This window comes from Thermoanaerobacter kivui (assembly GCF_000763575.1).
Taxonomy (GTDB): Bacteria; Bacillota; Thermoanaerobacteria; order Thermoanaerobacterales; family Thermoanaerobacteraceae; genus Thermoanaerobacter; species Thermoanaerobacter kivui.
The window spans coordinates 1,340,631-1,362,500 of record NZ_CP009170.1 but is presented as its reverse complement, the minus strand read 5'-3'; the positions used below and the strand labels follow the sequence as shown (position 1 = coordinate 1,362,500).

Here is a 21,870-nt window from a genome sequence, read left to right as displayed (position 1 = left end):
AACCTTACCGTCGGAAGCCTAAGGTTTCCTGGGGAAGGGTAATCCGCCCAGGGTAAGTCGGGGCCTAAGCCGAGGCTTAAAGCGTAGGCGATGGGGAACCGGTAGAGAATCCGGTACCACCGAGGGCCGTTAAGAGAAGCGGGGACGCAGCGAGATAGGTGGAGCGTGCGGTTGGTAGAGCACGTCCAATCAGACACCGAAGGGTACGTAGGCAAATCCGCGTACTGGCAGGGGTCTGAGAAGGGGAGCTTGATAAGCGAAGCCACCGAAGCAGCTGCCAAGAAAAGCCGCTATCGAGGTCTGAGGTGCCCGTACTGCAAACCGACACAGGTAGGCGAGGAGAGAATCCACAGACGAGCGGGAGAACCCTCATTAAGGAACTCGGCAAAAAGACTCCGTAACTTCGGGAGAAGGAGTGCCGAAAGGCCGCAGAGAAGAGGCCCAAGCGACTGTTTACCAAAAACACAGGTTTCTGCTAAGTCGAAAGACGAAGTATAGGAGCTGACGCCTGCCCGGTGCTGGAAGGTTAAGGGGAAGTGTGAAAGCACTGAACCGAAGCCCCAGTGAACGGCGGCCGTAACTATAACGGTCCTAAGGTAGCGAAATTCCTTGTCGGGTAAGTTCCGACCCGCACGAAAGGCGTAACGACTTGGGCGCTGTCTTGATGAGGGGCCCGGTGAAATTGTAGTACTCGTGAAGATGCGAGTTACCCGCGATTGGACAGAAAGACCCCGTGGAGCTTTACTGCAGCTTGCCACTGGATTTTGGTAATTTCTGTACAGGATAGGTGGGAGACAGGGAAGGTGGTGCGCCAGCATCACTGGAGTCGGCGTTGGGATACCACCCTGAGATTACCGAAATTCTAACCTAGCACCGTAAACCGGTGTAGGGACACTGGCAGGTGGGCAGTTTGACTGGGGCGGTCGCCTCCTAAAGAGTAACGGAGGCGCCCAAAGGTTACCTCAGCGCGGACGGGAATCGCGCGAGAGAGTGCAAAGGCAGAAGGTAGCCTGACTGCGAGAGAGACATCTCGAGCAGGGACGAAAGTCGGGCTTAGTGATCCGGCGGCAGTGAGTGGGAACGCCGTCGCTCAACGGATAAAAGCTACCCCGGGGATAACAGGCTGATCTCCCCCAAGAGTCCACATCGACGGGGAGGTTTGGCACCTCGATGTCGGCTCATCGCATCCTGGGGCTGAAGTAGGTCCCAAGGGTTGGGCTGTTCGCCCATTAAAGCGGTACGCGAGCTGGGTTCAGAACGTCGTGAGACAGTTCGGTCCCTATCCGTCGCGGGCGAAGGAAACTTGAGAGGCACTGCCCCTAGTACGAGAGGACCGGGGTGGACGAACCGATGGTGTACCAGTTGCACCGCCAGGTGCACAGCTGGGTAGCCAAGTTCGGAGGGGATAAACGCTGAAAGCATCTAAGCGTGAAGCCCGCCTCAAGATAAGGTTTCCCACCCGTAAGGGGTAAGACACCTCGAAGACCACGAGGTAGATAGGCCGGGGGTGTAAGAGTGGAAACACTCTTAGCTGACCGGTACTAATCAGTCGAGGACTTGACCTTTGGCTTTGTGCAGTTTTGAGGGTCTAGATTTCCGGTGGCGATAGCGGAGGGGAAACACCCGTTCCCATTCCGAACACGGTCCACAAGGGGCCCCCAGACGGTCGCAAGACCGACTGGGGTGCTAGTTAAGCCCTCCAGCGCCGATGGTACTGCTTTCGCGGGAGAGTAGGTCGCTGCCGGTAAAATTTTATACATTATTTAAAAAGAGGTAGTCTGTTTTTAAAATGGACTATCTCTTTTCTGTTTTTTTATGCTATAATAAATTAAAAATTTCTTTGGAGGGCTTTGGTCATGTTAAAAAGTAATAGAATTGAACTTGTTCCATTTGAGAGCAAATATTTTGAAAAATTTGTAGAGTTTCGGAATAGTGATGATAGTAGAAATTTAACGATGCCGGGTATACCATATCCTGTTACAGTAGAAACTGTTGCAGAAAGGTGGAAAACAAAAAAAGATCCAAAAGAAAATGGAGAATTCGCTATAATACTTAGGAGCACAGGTGAATATATAGGAAATGTTTCGTATAATAATGTGGACTGGAAAAATAGAAACTGTGAGATTGCGATAATGATTGGAGAGGAAAAACACAGAAATAAAGGCTATGGGACGGAAGCTTTAAATTTACTACTGGATTTTATTTTTAATGAATTAAATTTACATCGAGTAGAGTTAAGGGTCTATGATTTTAATGAAAGGGCAATAAAGAGTTATGAAAAATGTGGTTTTAAAAAAGAAGGGTTATTGAGAGAGGTAACATATAAGCATGGTAAGTACATAAATGAATATGTAATGGGAATTTTAAAAGAGGAGTTTATTAATAGAAAGAATTATTACCAGGGAGATAATAACAATAACAAGTGAACAAGGAGGATAACTGTGAGAGCTTTTATTGGAATTGATATAGGCGAAAAAGCTATAGAGCAGATAGTGAGATTTCAGGAAACATTAAAAAACTATACTGTAAAGGGGAGATGGACTTATAAAGATAATTTCCATATCACATTAAAATTCTTAGGGGAAATAGAATTAGAGGACATCTCTAAAATAGAAGAGACGGTAAAAGTTGCAGTAAAAGGCATCAGTCCTTTTTACATACGACTTTCAGAAGTGGGTTTTTTTAGAGGCGATAAGGAGATGAGAGTTCTATGGGTAGGAACAGAAGAAAATGAATTTTTAAATAAATTGCATTACAAGATAGATAATGAATTATATAAAATAGGATTTGCAAAAGATGAAAGAAAATTTACTTCCCACATTACTATTGCCAGAGACATACGTTTAAGCATTGACATAGAAGAAGTAAATAATCTTTTTGAAAAACAAGAGAAAGAGGCTATTTTAGTAGATACAATTTTTTTGTATGAGAGTGTTATACAAGAAAATAGAAGAAAATATATTCCTATATTTAGTGTGCCTTTAAAATAAGAAGTAAGATGCCTAAAAAGCATCTTACTCTGGATTTACATAAAGGGTCTTTTGGCTTGTATATATTACAAAACCTGGTTTTGAGCCAGAAGGTTTTTTTACGTATTTTTTTAAGGTATAATCAACAGGTACATTTGAAGAATTTTTCGCTTTGCTATATTTGGCGGCTAATTTTGCAGCTTCAATAAGAGTTGTTTCAGGCACAGATTTGTTATTTGTCTTTATTATGACGTGGGACCCTGGTATGTCTTTTGTGTGAAGCCATATATCGTTAGGATTTGCGAATTTTAACGTTAGATAATCGTTTTGAGTGTTGTTTTTCCCTATATATATGTCGAAACCGTCTGAAGATACTACATGCAATGGTTGAGAAAGAGTTTGCTGTGATATTTTTTTCTTTTGCTGCTTATGTATATACCCTTGTTCAGACAGTTCATTTTTTATTTCCTCTATTTCTGATGGTAATGTACAATTTTCCAAGTTCACTAGTTGACCTTCTAAATAAGTTATTTCCTCAAGAGTATCTGATATTTGTTTTTCTATTATTTTATTGGCATTTTTTAACTTGCTGTATTTTTTAAAGTATCTTTGGGCATTTTCTGAAGGGGAATATTTTTTGTCAATGGGTATTTCAATTTCTTCGCCAGTGTAATAGTTCATGGTTTTGAAGCTTTCCATTCCTTTTTTTAGAAGGTGCATATTTGCTGTTATAAGTTCGCCGTAAAGTCTAAAAGTGTCAGCATTTTTTGCTTCGTTTAATTCTTGTTGAAGTTTATCTAATTTGTTATAAAGTTTTTCTAAATTGTTGTTGATGATTTTTCTTAAATCCGAGGACCTTGCTTGCAAATTTACTATATTTGCTTTTTCACTGAAAAATTTACAAGCAGCTTGGTTCACTGTAGGGAAAAAAGTTTTTGTAATATATTGAGATAAATCAATACAAGAAAAGTCAATTACTTCATTTTCCTGAAAAGCAATGCAAGGTTTTAAATTTAAGCTTAAAACATCTTCATATATTTTTTTTATGTTTTGATATAGATTTTCAATTTGCTCATCTTCTATTGATTCTACAAATCTGTCAGATACATTACATCTAAAAGCAACTTCTCTTGCTAAAGTGGGGCTAAATCCTTGTAGAATATCTATTAAGGCTTTTTCAATTTTTTTTGATTTGTAGTTGTTAAGTACTTCCTTGAAAGAGGCTAAAAAGAGATTATTTATATTTAACTTTTCTTGCAGTGGTGGGCAGACATATTGCCTTCCAGGTAGTACTTCTCTTACTTTACTCATATCAGAATATACTCTTTTTATGCTATCTATTATCGTTTGAGTAGCTTTGTCAATTAATATGATATTGCTGTGTCTTCCCATTATTTCAATAATTAGAGTTTTAATTGTTTGATTTTCTAATTCATCTTTTGTTTCTATATCGATTTTTACTATTCTGTCAAATTCTACTTGTTTTATATCTATTATCCTGCCGCTTTGAAGAAATTTTCTCAAAAGCATGCAAAACATTGGAGGCTCAGCAGGATTTTCTTTATTTTCTTCTGTAAGATATATTCTTGGATAATTTGCATTAGCAGACAATAGCAGTTTATAGTTTTTACCTTTATTTCGTATTATAAAGATTAATTCTTCTTTATCAGGTTGATATATTTTATCAATTCTTCCACCAATAATTTCTTTTTTTAATTCTTTTGTTATTGCATGTAAAGTTATGCCGTCCAAAGCCATAGTTATAACCTCCAGATTTTATTGTATATAAAAAGTATACCATGAAATCGAAGGGTTTAATAGTGAAAAATTGATTGTGTTGATTTTAGTTGTAACATTTGTTACAATAAGATAAGATGTAAAAATAGGAATTAAAGTTTAATTGCCATAAGTAGAAAATTGAAAAGCAATAGAAAGAAAGATAGAGGAGGTGGAAAGTTGAAGTGGTTACTTTTTGTGTATAAGGTCCCAAGTGATTCGTCAACAGCTAGGGTTACTATATGGAGAAGAATAAAAAAAATTGGCGCTTTGTATTTACAACAGTCTGTATGTATTGTGCCTTACATGGAAAGGCTTGTAAAAGAAATAGAAAAGTTAAAGGATGAAATTAAAGGTTTTGGAGGAGATTTTAAAGCCTTTGAAGTAGTGGCTCTTGATGAAGAAATAGAGAAGGATGTGATAGAACAATTTAATCATCAAAGGAGGGAAGAATATAGTGAAATAAAGGAACAATGTGAAGAGTTTTTTAAAGAGATTGAAAAAGAGATAGCAAGAAAAAATTTTACTTTTGCAGAATTAGAGGAAAATGAAGATGAGTTGAATAAGTTATATAAGTGGTTTGAAAAAGTAGCCCAAAGAGATGTGTTTGAGTGTGAAATGAAAAAAGAGGTTAAGGAATTATTAGAAAAAGCCAGTCGAGACTTTGAATATTTTACTTCATTGGTTTATGAAAATAATAAAGAGTGAAGGGAGGCATTTTAATTGTTAAATGTAATTATTTTGGGGTTGACAAGTCTTCTTACAGATATATCTACTGAAATGGTATATCCTTTGATTCCACTTTTTCTCACTTCTCGACTTGGGGCAAGCCCGGCAATAGTAGGGATTATTGAAGGGTTTGCAGAAAGTCTAGCTAGTATACTTAAGGTTTTTTCAGGGTACATATCTGATAAAGTAGGTAAAAGAAAACCTTTAGCTATAGCTGGATATTCTTTTTCTACTATAGGAAAAATGTTTTTGTATTTTGCTACTTCATGGGGATGGGTTTTTTGGGGTAGAACTGCTGACAGGTTTGGAAAAGGAATACGAACAGCTCCAAGAGATGCTTTGATTGCTGAAGCTGTAGATAAAGAAAACATTGGGAGAGCATATGGACTTCATAGAGCATTGGATACTTTAGGCGCAACGATTGGAATTGCTTTAGCGTATTATTTTTTGACTTCTTATAAAGGAGATTATAAAGCAGTTTTTATGTATTCTCTAATACCAGCTTTTTTAGGAGTTATTGTGCTGTTTTTTGCTAAGGAAAGCACAGTAAAACATGAACTTTCAAAAAAACTTTCATTTTCTTGGAAAAGTCTTGATAGACGTCTTCAAATGTTTTTAATAGTTATTTTAATTTTTGCCTTAGGTAATTCTTCTAATCAGTTTTTACTTTTGAGAGCAAAAAGTGTGGGCTTTAGTGATTCGGATGTTATACTTTTGTACTTGGTGTATAATATTGTTTACATGATATTTTCATATCCAATGGGAAGATTATCTGATAAGATAGGGAGAAAAAAGCTTCTCATTATGGGTTATTTCTTTTATGGAATAGTGTATTTAGGATTTGCTGTTTTTGGCTTTAAAAGTGCTATGTGGATATTATTTTCTGTTTATGGTTTGTACATCGCTTTGACTGAGGGTGTTGAAAAAGCTTTAGTAGCGGAAATTTCTCCACCTCATTTAAAAGGTACAGTTATAGGGCTTCATGCTACTTTTACAGGCATTGGCCTTTTACCGGCTTCTTTTATAGCGGGAATACTTTGGGATACATTGGGAGCAACTGCACCTTTTTATTTTGGCGGAATTATGGGAGTTTTGGCTGCTATTGGCCTTATGATCGTTTTATGATTGTTTTCCTCACATTTTCTTAAAATATCTAACCAAATTAGCCTTTTTTGTGTTATAATATCCTTGAAGATTAGAAAATGGAGTGATATAGGTGAAATTTACTAAAATGCATGGATTGGGAAATGACTTTATAGTAATTGAGGCTCTAGAAAATGTAGATTATAGTGAATTAGCTATTAAACTTTGTGATAGGCATTTTGGTATAGGTGCGGATGGTCTTTTAGTCGTTGAGCCTTCAGGAATTGCGGATATTAGGATGAGGATTTTTAATGCAGATGGTAGCGAAGCAGAAATGTGCGGTAATGGTTCTAGATGTTTTGCAAAATATGTTTATGAAAGAGGGATAGTAAAAAAAGAGAAAATGGCAGTGGAAACCTTAGCGGGAGTGATTATGCCAGAAGTTTTTGTAGAAAATGGGAAAGTAGAAAGTGTAAAAGTTTACATGGGTAGTCCTATTTTTGTGGCTAATAAAATACCTGTAAAAAGTGACAAGCAAAAATTTATAAATGAGCCAGTAAAAATAGATGGGAAAGCTTATAAATTAACTTCTCTAAGGGTAGGAGTGCCTCATACTATTGTTTTTGTAGAATCCTTAGATGAAAATATGATTAAAGAATTAGGTCCTAAAATTGAAAAATCTTTCCTTTTCCCTCAAGGTACAAATGTTGATTTTGTAAAAGTAGAAGATAAAGAAAATATTTCTGTAAGGACTTGGGAAAGAGGTGTGGGGCTTACTCTTGCCTGTGGAAGTGGTGCCTGTGCTTCTGCGATAGCATCAGCGATTTCAGGAAAGACAGAAAGAAATGTCAACGTCCATTTCAAAGCAGGACAGCTTTTGGTAGAGTGGTTGGAAGATAATAGTATTTATTTGTCAGGTGGTGTTGAAGAAGTATTTACTGGAGAGATATATCTGTAGTTTAATAACAAAAGAATTTGACTATAATAAGAAAAAGGTGATATGATGATAAAAAGCATGACAGGTTATGGGAGAGGTGAGATTAAAGAGAAAGGCTATTACATAACTGTGGAGATTAAGTCTTTAAACCACAGATTTTTAGACATAAATTGCAGGATGAATAAGCTTTTAAGTGGGCTTGAAGAAAAAGTAAGAGAATTTGTTTCAAAGCAGATTGTGAGAGGGAGAATAGAATTAAATATTGGCTTTGAAGTGTATGAAAGAAGCATTAATGTTATAGAAATTGACGAGAGTCTTTTGTCAGAATATCTTAGAGTTTTTACTGATGTAAAGTCTAAATTTGAATTAGAAGGATTTATAAAAGTAAGTGATTTAGTGTATCTGCCAGAAGTTGTAAAAATAAAAAGCAGCAATTTAGATTTAGAAGAAATTTGGGAATTATTGAAACTGCCATTAGAAGAAGCAATTAATAACCTAATTGACATGAGGAGCAGAGAAGGTATAAAATTATACAATGATGTATTGCATAGATTGGAGAAGATTGAAAGGATAGTTAAAGATATAGAAGTTTTAAGTGCTGTTATGGTAGAAGATTATCGAAAAAAATTAGAGCAGCGCATAAAAGAGTTAGGTGTAGATGCGGATCCAAATAGAATTGCTATGGAAATCGCCATTATTACTGATAGGTCTTGTATCGCTGAGGAGATAACGAGGCTTAAAAGCCATATTAGTCAATTTAAAGACTCATTAGATGAAGAAGGTTCTGTGGGCAAAAAATTGGATTTTATAGTTCAGGAGATGAATCGTGAAGCCAATACTATAGGTTCTAAGTCTTTAGACTATAGGATTTCCAAGAATGTCATTGATTTAAAAAATGAGATTGAAAAAATTAGAGAACAGATTCAAAATATTGAGTAGGGAGGAAAAATTATGTCTATTAAATTGATAAATATAGGTTTTGGCAATATTATTTCTGCAAATAGGTTGGTGGCAATAGTTAGCCCAGAATCTGCACCAATAAAAAGAATAATTCAAGAAGCAAAAAACAGGGGAATGCTTATTGATGCTACATATGGCAGGAGGACACGAGCTGTTATAATAACTGACAGCGATCATATAATACTTTCTGCTGTACAGCCTGAAACTGTTGCTAATCGTCTTAATTCCAACAAAGAAATACTTGACACTTTGGATGAAGACGAGCAAGAAGAGGAAGAGTAGGGGGAATTTCTGTTGTCGAAAAAGAAGGGATTGCTTATTGTTCTTTCAGGACCTTCGGGGGCAGGAAAAGGTACTATATGTAAAGCCTTAATGGAAAAAGAAAAAAACTTAAAATTGAGTATATCTGCTACAACTCGTCAGCCGAGAGTAGGTGAAGTAGAAGGGAAAAATTATTTTTTTAAATCAGAAGATGATTTCCTTAAAATGATTGAAAGTGATTCTTTTTTAGAATGGGCCAAAGTTTACGACCATTATTATGGTACTCCTAAGGAGTTTGTTTTAAAAAATTTAGAAGAAGGAAACGATGTGGTGTTAGAAATAGACATTCAAGGAGCTTTAAAAATAAAAGAGAAGTTTCCAGAAGGAGTGTTTATTTTCATATTGCCTCCTTCAATGGAAGAATTAAAAAATAGGATTAAAAAAAGAGGCACGGAGACCGAAGAAGAAATAATAAAAAGGTTTAAAAGCGCTTATGAAGAGTTGAATTTTGTTTCAAAGTACAATTATGTGGTGATAAACGATAGTGTGGAAGAAGCAGTAGAAAAGATTAAGGCTATAATTATTGCAGAGAAATGCAGAGTTGATAGAAATAGAGATTTGTACTTGGAGATTAAGGAGGGACTTTTATGATTTTGTATCCTTCTATTGTAGATTTGATGAAAAAAGTGGACAGCAAATATACTTTGTGTTCACTTGTAGCTAAAAGAGCGTGACAGATTATAGCAGGAGACGAAAAATTAGTAGACATAGATTCGGATAAACCAGTCACTATTGCTACAGAGGAAGCAAATAGAGGTCTTATTACTTATGAAAGGACACAAAAATACGGGATTAAATAGAGGGTGTTGTGATGAGTAAAAATAAAAAAAACGTACTGCTTGGAGTTGCTGGCGGTATAGCAGCTTATAAAGCTGCTGACCTTGTATCTCGTCTTGTGAAAAAAGACATAAGCGTAGATGTGATAATGACAAAAGCTGCTACAAATTTTGTAAATCCTCTTACTTTTGAGGCTTTAAGCCACAATAAAGTTGTCATTGACATGTTTGCTGATCGCAAATATTGGGAGATTGAACATATTTCTTTGGCGGAAAAGGCTGATGTGCTTGCTATTGTCCCTGCTACCGCTAATATTATTGCTAAGATTGCCCATGGAATTGCAGATGACATGCTTACCACGACTATCCTTGCTACAAAAAGTCCTGTATTAATTGCACCGGCTATGAATACTAACATGTATACAAACCCAATGACTCAAAAGAATATTAAGACTCTAAAAGAATATGGATTTTTCTTTGTGGAGCCGGCATCAGGGCGTCTTGCGTGCGGAACTTATGGCTTTGGGAAATTGGCTGATGTTGAAGACATTGAAAAAGCTATTTTGGAATTATTATATAAAGATATAAAAAGAGATTTTGAAGGGAAAAAGGTTTTGGTTACAGCAGGACCGACACGGGAACCCCTTGACCCTGTGAGATACCTTACCAATCATTCTTCAGGTAAAATGGGTTATGAGATTGCAAAAGCATTAGTTGAGAGAGGCGCAGAAGTGATTTTAGTGTCAGGTCCTACTTATATAGAAGCTCCTAAGAATGTAACCTTTATACCAGTAGAGATGGCAATGGAGATGTATAATGCTGTGATGATGCACCTTGAAGAGGTAGATATTGTCATAGGGTCAGCGGCTGTTTCTGACTATAGGCCAAAAGAAATACAAAAGGAAAAAATTAAAAAAGACGATCAGGAGTTGACAATACAGCTTGTTAAAAACCCGGATATAATGTATGAAGTAGGAAAGAGAAAACAAAATAGAATATCGGTGGGTTTTGCGGCTGAAACTACGAATTTAATAGAATATGCAACAAAAAAATTGAAAGAAAAAAATATGGATCTAATAGTTGCAAACGATGTGTCACAAGAAGGTGCAGGTTTTGGAGTAGATACAAATATAATAAAAATCATAGACAAAAATCAAAATATCAAAGAATATCCTTTGATGTCAAAATCACAAGCTGCTCATGTGATATTAGATGAAATAGCAAAATTGTTTTAAGCCCTCCCGGCTTTTTTATTTTGTTTAAATAATTTGTTTTTAAACGGAGGTCGCCATGTTTGCGGAGGTTATTGTAGATATTAAATCTTCCAATACCGACAGAGTTTATACTTATAAGATTCCAGAAGGAATGAAATTGGAAGTTGGAATGAGGGTATCTGTCCCTTTTAAAAATAGATTTATCGAAGGGTACGTTATAAGCATTACAGAGCAAACTTCTTATCCCGTTGACAAAATAAAGGATATACATAAAATTTTGGATAATTATAGTGTATTTGATGAAAAAATGATTGAACTTGCTAAATGGATGAAAGATTACTATAAATGCTACTTTTCTGAGGCATTGCAGACAATAATGCCTGTAGGTATAAAACGGGGTGAGAAAAAAGTAAAAATCGTTAGAATAAATATTTCCGAGATTCCGGATGAACTTTGTAAAAGGGCGCCGAAGCAGTATGAAGTACTACATTACCTGCAAAAAAGGAGTCCTATAAGGCTTTCTGAGCTTGTCAAGATTTTAAATATAGATTATGCAATTATAAAAAGCTTACAAAAGAAAGGGTATATAAAAGTATATGAAGAAGAAATACACAGATATAGTGTCAAAGATATAGAGAGGTCTCAGCCCCTTGTGTTGAAAGAAGAGCAGGAAAAAGCAGTGACAGAAGTTAAAAAATCTATGGAGAAGGATGTTTTTGAAAAATATCTGCTGTTTGGTGTAACGGGAAGTGGCAAAACAGAAGTCTATCTTCAGTTAATAGATGAATGTATAAAGTCAGGAAAAAGTGCAATAGTTTTGGTGCCAGAGATTTCTTTGACACCTCAGACTATTGAGAGGTTTGTGAGCCGTTTTGGAAATAAGGTTGCTGTAATCCACAGCGGTCTTTCACCCGGAGAAAGGTTTGATGAGTGGAGAAAAGTGAAAAATGGAGTAGTCGATGTAGTAGTAGGAGTAAGAAATGCTGTCTTTGCTCCTTTTAAAAATCTCGGTCTAATTATAATTGATGAGGAACATGAAACTACGTATAAACAGTCAGACATGCGTCCTAAGTACAATGCAAAAGAAGTGGCAGAAAAACGATGTGAATTGGAAAATGCAGTATTAGTAATGGCGAGTGCGACACCTTCTTTAGAAACCTATTATAAAGCAACTAAAGGGGAATATAAGTTACTCAGGCTTACAAAAAGGATCAATGTTTCTATGCCCCATATAGAAGTCGTAAATATGAGTGACGAATTGGCACGAGGCAATACTTCTATATTTAGCAGAAAACTGTTTTCTTACATAAAAGAAAACCTCCAAAAGAAAGAACAGACCATCCTTTTTTTAAACAGAAGAGGATATTCTTCTTTTGTTTCCTGTAGAGATTGCGGATATGTTCCTAAATGCCCTAATTGTGACATTTCATTGACTTATCATTTTGAAGATAAAAGATTGGTATGCCATTATTGTGGTTATCAGGAAGCCATGAGAGATACCTGTCCTAAATGTGGAAGTAAAAGGATTAGATATTTGGGAATAGGTACTGAGAGGGTAGAAAATGATATAAAAAAATTTTTTCCTAAGGCGAGAGTGTTAAGGATGGATGTAGACACTACTAAGAAAAAAGGGTCTCATGAAAAAATCTTTTATGACTTTAGAAGCGGTAAGGCAGATATTTTAATCGGGACACAGATGATATCAAAAGGGTTTGATATACCAAATGTGACTTTGGTGGGAGTAATCCTTGCTGACATAACTTTAAACCTCCCTGATTTTAGGTCCAGTGAAAGGACTTTTCAGCTGCTCACCCAAGTGGCAGGAAGGGCAGGAAGAGGTGAAAAGCCAGGGAGAGTTGTCATACAGACCTATGAAGAGGACCATTACAGCATAATTGCATCAAAATATCAAAATTATGTGAGATTCTACAATGAGGAAATAAAATATAGAGAGATTTTTAGATATCCTCCTTTTTCTCATTTAATGAATATAGTGATATCAGGAGAAGAGGAAGAAGAAGTCAAAAATATAGCGGCAAATGTCTATTTGATGTGTCAAAAGATTGTTAACAAACTTCAAAATAAGAGTTATAATAAAATATTAGGACCTGCTCCAGCTCCTATTAGAAAGATAAATAACAGGTACAGATGGCAAGTCATTTTAAAAAGTGAAGACAGAAATGTTTTAGTGGATATAGCCGAAAAAGTGCAAACTATGAAATATCCCAAAAATATAAGGATTTCTGTAGATATTGACCCTTTGAATATTATGTAAACTTAAGGAGGTATTTATTTTGGCAATAAGAGGTATTAGAAAAATTGGCGACGAAGTCTTAAGAAAAAAGGCAAAACCTGTTACTGAGATAAATTCTCATGTCTTAACTATACTAGATGATATGGCTCAAACTATGTACCTTAACGACGGTGTGGGATTGGCGGCAAATCAGGTGGGTATTTTGAGAAGATTAGTAGTAATAGATGTAGGAGAAGGACTTTTAGAGCTTATAAATCCTGAAATAGTCTATGAAGAAGGTGAACAAGTAGGGCCTGAAGGGTGTTTAAGTGTGCCAGGTGTGGTTGGAGAGGTGAAAAGGCCTAAAAAAGTAAAAGTAAAATACCTCGACAGAAATGGTGTTGAAAAAGAAATAGAAGGAGAAGACTTGTTTGCAAGAGCTGTGTGTCATGAAATAGACCATTTAAACGGCATTCTCTTTGTAGATAAAGCTATAAGATTTTTGGAAGACCAAGAGAAAGAACAACTCAAGGAGGTATGATTATTGAAGATTGTATTTATGGGAACGCCTGAATTTGCCGTCCCCTCTTTGCAAAAGCTTTTTGAAGAAGGATACGACGTTGAAGCTGTGGTTACCCAGCCTGATAAGCAAAAAGGAAGAGGAATGAAGCTTGGTTTTTCCCCGGTTAAAGAGGTTGCACTAAAAGAGGGTGTAGAGATTTTACAGCCTGAAAAAATTAAAAATAATCAAGATTTCATAAATAGATTAAAAGAAATATCTCCTGATGTGATAGTTGTAGTAGCGTATGGCAAAATATTGCCAGAAGAGATTTTAAAACTTCCAAAATACGGTTGTATAAATGTTCACGCTTCACTTTTGCCTAAATATAGAGGTGCTGCCCCTATTAATTGGGCAATAATTAATGGAGAAAAAGAAACAGGAATTACAACAATGCTTATGGATAAGGGATTGGATACAGGGGATATACTACTTAAAAAATCAATCCCTATACTGGAAGAAGATGATGCAGAGACACTTCACGATAAATTATCTTTATTGGGAGCAGAAGTGTTGATTGAAACTTTAAGGAGATTAAAAGAAGGTACTTTAATTCCTGTCAAGCAGGATGAAAGCCAAGCTTCATATGCTCCAATGTTGGACAAAAAAATGGGGCACATAGATTGGAACAAAAGTGCGGAAGAAATACAAAATTTTATAAGAGGAATGAAGCCTTGGCCAGGCTGTTACACTTTTTATGGGGACACAATGTTAAAAATTTGGAAAGTACAAATAGTTGCCTATGATGGAAAAGAACAAAGTGGAACAGTTTTAAAATCAAAGGAAGAATTGATTGTAAAATGTGGCAGAGATGCTTTAAAAATAGCAGAAATCCAGCAACAAGGTTCTAAGCGGATGGGTATTAGGGAATATTTAATAGGTCACAATATACCTGAGGGGACAATTTTTAAATAAAAGGAGAATTAGTTTTGAAGGGAAAGAAAAGGATTTTTTTGGGGATAATGATAGGAGTATTTTCAGTTTTAGGAGTAATAGCGTTAAGTCTTGCTTACATTATTGGAAAAGGTAGAGTAGAGTTTTATAGATATTTACTTTTGGTTTTGGTCTTTGGCGCACTTTTTTTGATGGCTTTAATTGTTATTGCTGTTGGTGCCACTATTTATATTGTGTTTAGCAATAAACCGAGCAAATTTTTGAATTCTTTGATTGCTAATCTTTTGGATATTTTCTACCCAGTAGTAATACTTATAGCGAGGATTTTTAATTTAAAAATTGAAAGAGTTGAGCAGTCTTATATCGAAATAAAAAATTTTTTGTTCAATAAAAGTATAAAAAAATACAACCCACAAGATGTATTAATATTAGCTCCTCATTGCATACAGTACAGTGGCTGTAAATTTAAAGTGACTTACAATATTGACAACTGCAAAAGGTGTGGAAAATGTCAAATCAATGATTTGGTAAATTTTAAAGAAAAATATGGAGTAAATGTGGCGGTTGCGACAGGAGGAACTCTTGCGAGAAAAGTTATCAAAGATATAAAGCCCAAAGTGATAATAGCAATCGCGTGTGAAAGAGATTTGACAAGTGGCATGCAGGAGGTGAAGAAAATTCCTGTTTATGGTATAATTAATGAGAGACCTAATGGGCCCTGTTTTAACACTCGGGTAGATGTCTCAAAAATTGAAGAGACTATAAAAAAATTGTTAAATGGAGGGTGAATACTATGTTTTGGGATACTACAATAATACTTTTAATACCTGCTTTAATATTTGCTATGTATGCACAAGCGCAGGTGCAGATCACTTTTAGCAAATATGCTCGCGTCAGAAATAGATATGGATATACAGCAGAGGAAGTAGCGAGAAAGATATTGGATAGTATGGGGCTTTATGATGTTAGAATTGAAAGGATACCGGGCGATTTGACTGACCATTATGATCCAAGAGCAAAAGTTTTAAGACTTTCTGAATCTGTTTATGGGAGTGAATCTATAGCTGCAATAGGAGTAGCTGCCCATGAAGCTGGTCATGCTATACAGCATGCAAGAGGATATGTGCCATTAACACTGAGAAATAGCCTCGTTCCTGTGGCGAATTTAGGGGCAAATTTGGCATGGCCTTTAGTGATATTAGGATTTTTCATGGGTGCTCCCGGTTTGCACTTGATAAACATAGGGATAATTCTTTTCAGTGCAGCTGTGCTTTTTCAAATAATTACTTTGCCTGTGGAATTTGATGCCAGCAACAGAGCTATAGCCTTGCTTCAGTCAAATGTCCTTTTTACGAGAGATGATATTGAACCTGCGACAAAAGTTTTAAGAGCTGCTGCTTTGACTTATGTGGCTGCAGCATTAGTTTCCATTATGCAGCTTATAAGATTGCTGATTATAAGAAACAACAGAGAGTGAAGGAGTAAAATCCTTCACTTTTGATAAAATTTTTATTTATGAGGTGTTAAATGAAAGCGAGAGAAATAGCCTACAACATACTCCATGATGTTTTTGAAAAACATGCCTATGTTAATATTTCACTTAACGCACGTTTAAAAGGACAAGACTTAAAAGAAATGGATAAAAGCTTCATTAAAGAGCTGGTTTTTGGCACTATTGAGAGAAAATACACGTTGGATTTTATACTCTCTTTTTTTATAAAAAAGTCTCCAGATATAAAGACAATGACTCTTCTTGAAATGGGCTTATACCAGCTCATGTATATGGACAAAGTACCTTCTTATGCCGCTATAAATGAAAGTGTCTCTATTGTAAAAAAAGTGTTGGGGGCTAATAGAGCAAATTTTGTAAATGCTGTTTTGAGAAATTATGAGAGAAAAAAAGGAGAGATAGTTTTTCCTGATAAAAGTAAAAATTTAAAAAAGTATTTAAAGGTTACTTATTCATATCCTAATTGGATTGTGGAAAGGCTACTTAACAATTATGATGGAGAAATAACAGAAGGTCTATTAAAGTCTTTAAATGAAAAGTCAGAAGTTTGCTATAGAGTCAATACTTTGAAGGTAAGTGTTGACAAGTTTAAAGACATATTAGATTCCAAGGGCATTTCATATAAAAGTGGACTTTATATTGACGAAGCATTGTATGTGGACATAAAAGATGTGGAGAATCACGAATTATATAAAGAGGGATATATTTACGTCCAAGATGAAGCTTCTATGTTAGTTTCTAAAGTTTTGCGTCCTGAAGAAGGAGAATTTGTCTTGGATGTTTGCGCTGCACCTGGTGGAAAAACTACTCACATAGGGCAGTTGATAGAAAATAAAGGTGAAATAATAGCCTTTGACATACATCCTCACCGGTTAGAGCTTATTAAGGAAAATTGCGAGAGGTTAGGAATAACTAATGTAAAAACTGAGGTTTTTGATGCGACATATGTCAATGAAAAATATTTGGAGAAAGCTGATAAAGTTTTGGCTGATGTTCCCTGTACTGGTATTGGGATAATAAGAAAGAAACCGGATATAAAACTAAAAGATTACACAAAAAAGGATATTGAAAATTTAAATGAAATCCAGTATAAAATATTACAATCCAGTTCTCAGTACGTTAAAAAAGGCGGTTACCTTGTCTACAGCACTTGTACAATAGGCAAAGAAGAAAATCAAAATGTGATAAATAGGTTTATCAAAAATAACCCTAACTTTGAGTTTGTGGATATAACCAATGAAGTTCCAAAAAGTTTAAAAAGCGATACTTTATCCTATGGATATATACAGACAACTCCTTTAGAACACGGAATTGACGGCTTTTTTATATGCAAATTGAAGAGAATAAAATAGCGGAGGTAATAAAAGTTGTACAATTTAAAGGACATGACTTTAGAAGAAATGGAAGAGTTTTTTGTAAATATGGGAGAGAACAAATATCGCGCTAAACAAATTTACAAATGGATGTACAACAAAGGAATAACCGATTTTGATGAGATGACAGATATATCTAAACAGTTGCGAGCAAAATTGAAGGAAATTGCATATATTTCGCAGCTAAAAATTGAAGCGAGAAGGGTTTCTGAAATAGACGACACTGTAAAATATCTATTTTTACTAGAGGATAACAACATAATTGAAGGAGTTGCTATAAAATACAGGTTTGGAAATACTGCTTGTGTTTCTACGCAAGTAGGCTGTAACATGAGGTGTAGTTTTTGTGCTTCTGCTATTGGGGGGAAATTGAGAGATTTAAAAGCGTCAGAAATGGTAGACCAAGTAATGGCTATTAACAGTGATTATGGGAAGATTTCTAATATTGTTCTTATGGGAAGTGGCGAACCTTTTGACAATTACGAGGAAGTGATGAAATTTATCAAAATAGTTAATAATCCTCATGGCTTGGGTATAGGAAGTAGGCACATAACTATATCTACCTGTGGAATAGCACCTAAAATTTATCAATTTGCTGATGAAAAACTTCAAGTCAATCTGTCTATCTCTTTGCACGCGCCAAATGACGAGTTAAGAAACCAGTTAATGCCTATAAACAAAGCTTATCCGTTGTCAGAATTGATGAAGGCTTGTAAGTATTATGTAGAAAAGACTCGAAGAAGAATAACATTTGAATATTCTTTGATTGAGGGGATAAATGACAAAAAAGAACATGCATACCAATTAGTGGACTTAATAAAAGGAATGCTATGCCATGTTAATTTGATACCTATTAATTATGTAAAAGAGATTGGTTTTAAAAAAGCGAAAAATGAAAATGTAATGATGTTTAAAAGAATTATTGAGGATGCAGGGATATCTTGCACAGTGAGAAGAGAATTGGGAAGCGATATAGAGGCTGCCTGTGGACAGCTTAGGAGAAAGTATTTAAAGGAAAGGTAGGGTGTTTATGATTGTAGCTGCCCTAACTGACATTGGAAACATAAGAGAGAAAAATGAAGACTATTATTATATTTCCGATGACCAGAGGTTAAATTTATTTATTGTGGCAGACGGCATGGGAGGACACAATAGTGGAGAAGTTGCCAGCAAGTCTGCCATTGAAGCTGTAGTGGATTATTTTAAGAAAAATTATTTTTATTTAACTAATAAAAATATTGCTTCTGTAGAAAATTTCATAGAAAAATCTATGAAATATGCTAATAGCGTCGTTTTTGCGCAGTCTTGTTCAGAATGCGAATTAATGGGTATGGGAACCACCCTCACTCTTTTGCTTATTGAGGGAGACTATTTCTTCATAGGCCATATTGGAGATAGCAGAGCTTATCTCATAAGAAATAATACCATAAAACAAATTACAGAAGACCATTCTTTTGTAGAAGAGCTTGTAAAAATGGGAAAAATAACCCATGAAGAAGCGCGTGTTCATCCACAAAAAAACATAATTACAAGGGCATTGGGAGTAGAAGAGAAAATAGAGGTAGATATATTCCATGATAATGTTAAGCCACAGGATATCTTGCTCTTATGCACAGACGGTCTTACTAACATGGTAACCGACGAGGAAATTTTAAACGAATTTACTAGGAATGAAGATATCAATATTTCATGTATAAATTTGGTAAATCTTGCGAAGATAAACGGAGGATATGACAATATAACTGTGGTAGCTGTTAAGGAGGTGACATCATGATAGGGCGAATGCTTGGGAATAGATATGAGATATTGGGAAAAATAGGCGAAGGCGGAATGGCTAAAGTTTATAAAGCCAAGTGTCACCTTCTTAACAGAATAGTAGCTATAAAGATTTTAAGGCCTGAATTTGCTGCGGATGAGGACTTTGTGAAAAAATTCAGAAGAGAATCTCAAGCGGCAGCGAGCCTTTCCCATCCCAATATAGTCAGTATATACGATGTGGGACAAGAGGGAGACATTTATTATATTGTGATGGAATACGTAAAAGGTCGCACTTTAAAAAAGCTTATTAGTGAAAATGGCGGACCTTTGGATGTATACCGTTCGATAGAGATAGCAAAACAGGTTTGCAAGGCATTAGACCATGCCCATAGAAATCACATCATCCATAGGGATATAAAGCCTCAAAATATCCTTGTGACTGAGGATGATGTTGTCAAAGTTACTGATTTTGGAATTGCGAGAGCGGCAAATGGCTCTACGATAACTTACACTGGCGATGTAGTAGGAACTGCCTATTATTTTTCTCCAGAACAAGCGAGAGGCGGTATTGTAGATGAGAGGACAGATATTTATTCTTTAGGGATTGTGCTGTATGAAATGTTGACCGGAAAAGTTCCTTTTGAAGGAGATAGCCCTATTTCTGTCGCTTTAAAACACATTCAGGAAAATATTATTCCTCCTTCAAAATTAAATGACAAAGTTCCTAAGGAGTTAGACCAAATAGTTTTAAAGGCAACTGCAAAAGATGTAAATTTGAGGTACCAGACTGCTGGAGATTTTTTAAAAGATTTAGAGACTTTTTTGAAAAATCCTGCTGAACTTAATTTTAAAAAAGAGGAAGAAATTACAAAAACTCGTGTAATTCCTTCTAAAGACATAGAGCAATTGAACAGGATATCCCAGAAAAAAGAAAAAGAAGCAAGGAAAAAGAAAATTTTAAAGAGAGTGGCTATTGCATTGTTGGTGATTTTGTTATTGGCGTCTTTGTCTTATGGAACAGTGTATGTGCTCAATAATGTTTTCAGGGTAAGTGACGTAGTAGTTCCAAATGTTGTGGGGATGTCTTTAAATCAGGCGAGCAAAATTTTGTCAGAGCACAATTTAAAAATTGAAATAAGTGATGAGAAGTACAGTGATAAACCCGAAAACACTGTCCTTTCGCAAAACCCTTCTCAGGGAAGTATGGTAAAGGCGGGAAGTACAGTTTATGTGGTAATCAGCAAAGGTAGGCAAGTTTTGGTTGTCCCAAATGTCATAAATAAACATTACCTGGAAGCCAAGACAGAGCTTGAAAATATGGGGCTTAAAGCAAATATTATAGAACAGTACAATGATAAATTCCCCAAAGGGTACGTTTTTGACCAAAATCCGCGACAAGGGGTGCAAGTAGAGTACAATACTGTTATAGATTTATACGTAAGCAAAGGAATGCAACCTGCTGTCGTTCCAAATGTGGTAAACATGAGTTTGGATGAGGCTAAAGCTGTCTTGGAAAATGCTGGGTTAAAATTAGGAAGGGTTATTTATAAAGATACGACTGATGTGCCTGACAATACTGTGTTAGAGCAGAGTGTTCCGGGAAATACTGAAGTTCAAAAAGGAAGTGCTATAGATTTAATTGTAAGCAGGATGTCCCAAGAGTCTTTACAACAGCAGACGAAAAATGTTATTATTGAATTGCCAAATAAACCAGGTACTATGAAAGTGGATGTATATGTGATACAAAAAGGACAAAAGAATTTGGAATATTCTAAGGAACACACCTATCAAGATAGTCCTATTACAGTACCTGTAACGGCTCATAAGGGTACTGCTATAATTGAAGTAGATATAGATGGTCAGCTATACAGAGTTGTGGAGGCGAAATTCTAATTGAAGAAGATGGAAGGAAGGATTGTACAAGGGATAGGCGGTTTTTATTATGTAAAAACCGAGCACGGCATTGTAGAATGTCGTGCTCGAGGCAAATTTAGAAAGGACAACATAACTCCTTTAGTTGGAGATGTTGTAGAAATTCAAATGGTAAGCGATAAAGAAGGGTATATTTTAAATATTGCCCCCCGCAAAAATCAATTAATAAGGCCACCTGTTGCCAATGTAGACCAGGCGATAATAGTTTTTGCCATAACTAAACCTGAACTTAACCGTACCTTGTTGGATAAAATGATTGTGCTGTCTGAAAGTAACAATATTAAACCTATCATTTGCATTAATAAAATTGATTTAGGAGAATCTGATGAATATTTAAAATTGGTGGATTTATATCGCAGAATAGGTTATAAAGCAGTTGCTACATCAGCTGTTACAAAAGTAGGCATTGAAGAGTTAAAGTCTTATCTAAAAGATAAAACTTCTTTTTTGGCGGGTCCTTCTGGTGTTGGCAAGTCTTCTATAATTAATTCTATTCAATCAAACATTACATTGAAAACTGGTGAGCTGAGTGAAAAGCTTTTAAGAGGTAGGCATACTACCAGAAGTGTTGAACTTATTTCCCTTGATTTTGGAGGTTTTGTATTGGATACCCCTGGATTTACCGCTTTGACACTTGACATTGAAAAAGAAGAATTAAAATATTATTTTAAGGAATTTTTAGACCTTCAAAGAGAGTGCAAATTTTCATCCTGTCTCCATGTAAATGAACCGGGATGTAGTATTATAAAGGCGGTTGAGGATAAAGTTATAGATAAAAATCGGTACATAAGTTATCTTGCTATTTTAAAAGAACTGAGAGAAAAGGAAAAGAGGAGGTATTAAAAA

The 21,870-nt window shown here is 35.6% G+C and carries 20 protein-coding genes, 2 rRNA genes and 1 pseudogene (1 of these 23 cut by a window edge); 22 read left to right on the top strand and 1 reads right to left on the bottom strand.

Going from position 1 to position 21,870, the window contains the following annotated elements; all coding sequences use genetic code 11:
• The 4 genes from TKV_RS06965 to thpR all read left to right on the top strand — a co-directional run.
• Positions 1-1,565 (top strand): 23S ribosomal RNA (locus TKV_RS06965) (it extends 1,449 nt beyond the left edge of the window).
• 30 nt (positions 1,566-1,595) lie between these two features.
• A 5S ribosomal RNA gene (gene rrf, locus TKV_RS06960) occupies positions 1,596-1,747 on the top strand.
• Between the two features lie 109 nt (positions 1,748-1,856).
• Positions 1,857-2,426 carry a GNAT family N-acetyltransferase gene (locus TKV_RS06955; protein WP_049685335.1) on the top strand — a complete coding sequence of 190 codons (570 nt, stop codon included), beginning with the start codon at positions 1,857-1,859 and terminating at the stop codon, positions 2,424-2,426.
• Positions 2,427-2,441: 15 nt separating this feature from the next.
• Positions 2,442-2,990, top strand: a complete 549-nt coding sequence (thpR, locus tag TKV_RS06950; RefSeq protein ID WP_049685334.1) for an RNA 2',3'-cyclic phosphodiesterase — start codon at positions 2,442-2,444, stop codon at positions 2,988-2,990.
• 24 nt (positions 2,991-3,014) lie between these two features.
• Here thpR and TKV_RS06945 read toward each other — a convergent pair whose 3' ends face one another.
• The gene (locus tag TKV_RS06945; protein ID WP_049685333.1) at positions 3,015-4,727 is read right to left on the bottom strand and encodes an Rqc2 family fibronectin-binding protein; all 1,713 of its coding nucleotides are present in this window, start codon (positions 4,725-4,727) and stop codon (positions 3,015-3,017) included.
• A gap of 198 nt (positions 4,728-4,925) precedes the next feature.
• On the opposite strand from TKV_RS06945, the gene TKV_RS06940 reads away from it, so the two are divergent.
• The 18 genes and pseudogenes from TKV_RS06940 to rsgA all read left to right on the top strand — a co-directional run bounded on the left by TKV_RS06940 (position 4,926) and on the right by rsgA (position 21,867).
• Entirely contained in the window at positions 4,926-5,453 is a 528-nt protein-coding gene (locus tag TKV_RS06940) for a Chromate resistance protein ChrB (RefSeq protein WP_049685332.1), read from the top strand.
• Between the two features lie 15 nt (positions 5,454-5,468).
• Positions 5,469-6,599 carry an MFS transporter gene (locus TKV_RS06935; protein ID WP_049685331.1) on the top strand — a complete coding sequence of 377 codons (1,131 nt, stop codon included), beginning with the start codon at positions 5,469-5,471 and terminating at the stop codon, positions 6,597-6,599.
• 91 nt (positions 6,600-6,690) lie between these two features.
• The gene (dapF, locus tag TKV_RS06930; RefSeq protein WP_049685330.1) at positions 6,691-7,515 is read left to right on the top strand and encodes a diaminopimelate epimerase; all 825 of its coding nucleotides are present in this window, start codon (positions 6,691-6,693) and stop codon (positions 7,513-7,515) included.
• A 45-nt stretch (positions 7,516-7,560) separates the two neighbouring features.
• Positions 7,561-8,433, top strand: a complete 873-nt coding sequence (locus tag TKV_RS06925; RefSeq protein WP_049685329.1) for a YicC/YloC family endoribonuclease — start codon at positions 7,561-7,563, stop codon at positions 8,431-8,433.
• Between the two features lie 12 nt (positions 8,434-8,445).
• The gene (remA, locus tag TKV_RS06920) at positions 8,446-8,736 is read left to right on the top strand and encodes an extracellular matrix/biofilm regulator RemA (RefSeq protein WP_049685328.1); all 291 of its coding nucleotides are present in this window, start codon (positions 8,446-8,448) and stop codon (positions 8,734-8,736) included.
• Positions 8,737-8,745: 9 nt separating this feature from the next.
• Positions 8,746-9,366, top strand: a complete 621-nt coding sequence (gene gmk / locus TKV_RS06915) for a guanylate kinase (RefSeq protein ID WP_049685327.1) — start codon at positions 8,746-8,748, stop codon at positions 9,364-9,366.
• A pseudogene (gene rpoZ, locus TKV_RS06910) lies at positions 9,363-9,575 on the top strand (DNA-directed RNA polymerase subunit omega). Before gmk ends, rpoZ begins: the two are co-directional and overlap by 4 nt.
• An 11-nt stretch (positions 9,576-9,586) precedes the next feature.
• Entirely contained in the window at positions 9,587-10,786 is a 1,200-nt protein-coding gene (gene coaBC / locus TKV_RS06905) for a bifunctional phosphopantothenoylcysteine decarboxylase/phosphopantothenate--cysteine ligase CoaBC (RefSeq protein ID WP_049685326.1), read from the top strand.
• Positions 10,787-10,841: 55 nt separating this feature from the next.
• Positions 10,842-13,040: a primosomal protein N' gene (priA, locus tag TKV_RS06900; protein WP_049685325.1), complete on the top strand. Its 2,199-nt coding sequence runs from the start codon at positions 10,842-10,844 to the stop codon at positions 13,038-13,040.
• 19 nt (positions 13,041-13,059) lie between these two features.
• Positions 13,060-13,539 carry a peptide deformylase gene (gene def, locus TKV_RS06895; protein ID WP_049685324.1) on the top strand — a complete coding sequence of 160 codons (480 nt, stop codon included), beginning with the start codon at positions 13,060-13,062 and terminating at the stop codon, positions 13,537-13,539.
• A gap of 3 nt (positions 13,540-13,542) precedes the next feature.
• A complete protein-coding gene (gene fmt / locus TKV_RS06890; RefSeq protein ID WP_049685323.1) occupies positions 13,543-14,472 on the top strand; it encodes a methionyl-tRNA formyltransferase in 930 nt (309 codons plus the stop codon).
• A 14-nt stretch (positions 14,473-14,486) separates the two neighbouring features.
• Entirely contained in the window at positions 14,487-15,239 is a 753-nt protein-coding gene (locus tag TKV_RS06885) for a DUF116 domain-containing protein (RefSeq protein WP_049685322.1), read from the top strand.
• 5 nt (positions 15,240-15,244) lie between these two features.
• A complete protein-coding gene (locus TKV_RS06880) occupies positions 15,245-15,928 on the top strand; it encodes a zinc metallopeptidase (RefSeq protein ID WP_049685321.1) in 684 nt (227 codons plus the stop codon).
• Between the two features lie 50 nt (positions 15,929-15,978).
• Positions 15,979-17,313 carry a 16S rRNA (cytosine(967)-C(5))-methyltransferase RsmB gene (gene rsmB, locus TKV_RS06875; RefSeq protein ID WP_049685320.1) on the top strand — a complete coding sequence of 445 codons (1,335 nt, stop codon included), beginning with the start codon at positions 15,979-15,981 and terminating at the stop codon, positions 17,311-17,313.
• 15 nt (positions 17,314-17,328) lie between these two features.
• Positions 17,329-18,357, top strand: coding sequence for a 23S rRNA (adenine(2503)-C(2))-methyltransferase RlmN (gene rlmN, locus TKV_RS06870; RefSeq protein ID WP_049685319.1), 1,029 nt, complete (start codon positions 17,329-17,331; stop codon positions 18,355-18,357).
• 7 nt (positions 18,358-18,364) lie between these two features.
• The gene (locus tag TKV_RS06865) at positions 18,365-19,108 is read left to right on the top strand and encodes a Stp1/IreP family PP2C-type Ser/Thr phosphatase (RefSeq protein ID WP_049686240.1); all 744 of its coding nucleotides are present in this window, start codon (positions 18,365-18,367) and stop codon (positions 19,106-19,108) included.
• A complete protein-coding gene (gene pknB, locus TKV_RS06860; RefSeq protein ID WP_049685318.1) occupies positions 19,105-20,985 on the top strand; it encodes a Stk1 family PASTA domain-containing Ser/Thr kinase in 1,881 nt (626 codons plus the stop codon). The genes TKV_RS06865 and pknB overlap by 4 nt, the downstream gene beginning before the upstream one ends.
• The gene (gene rsgA, locus TKV_RS06855) at positions 20,986-21,867 is read left to right on the top strand and encodes a ribosome small subunit-dependent GTPase A (RefSeq protein ID WP_049685317.1); all 882 of its coding nucleotides are present in this window, start codon (positions 20,986-20,988) and stop codon (positions 21,865-21,867) included.
• Positions 21,868-21,870 lie beyond the last annotated feature (3 nt).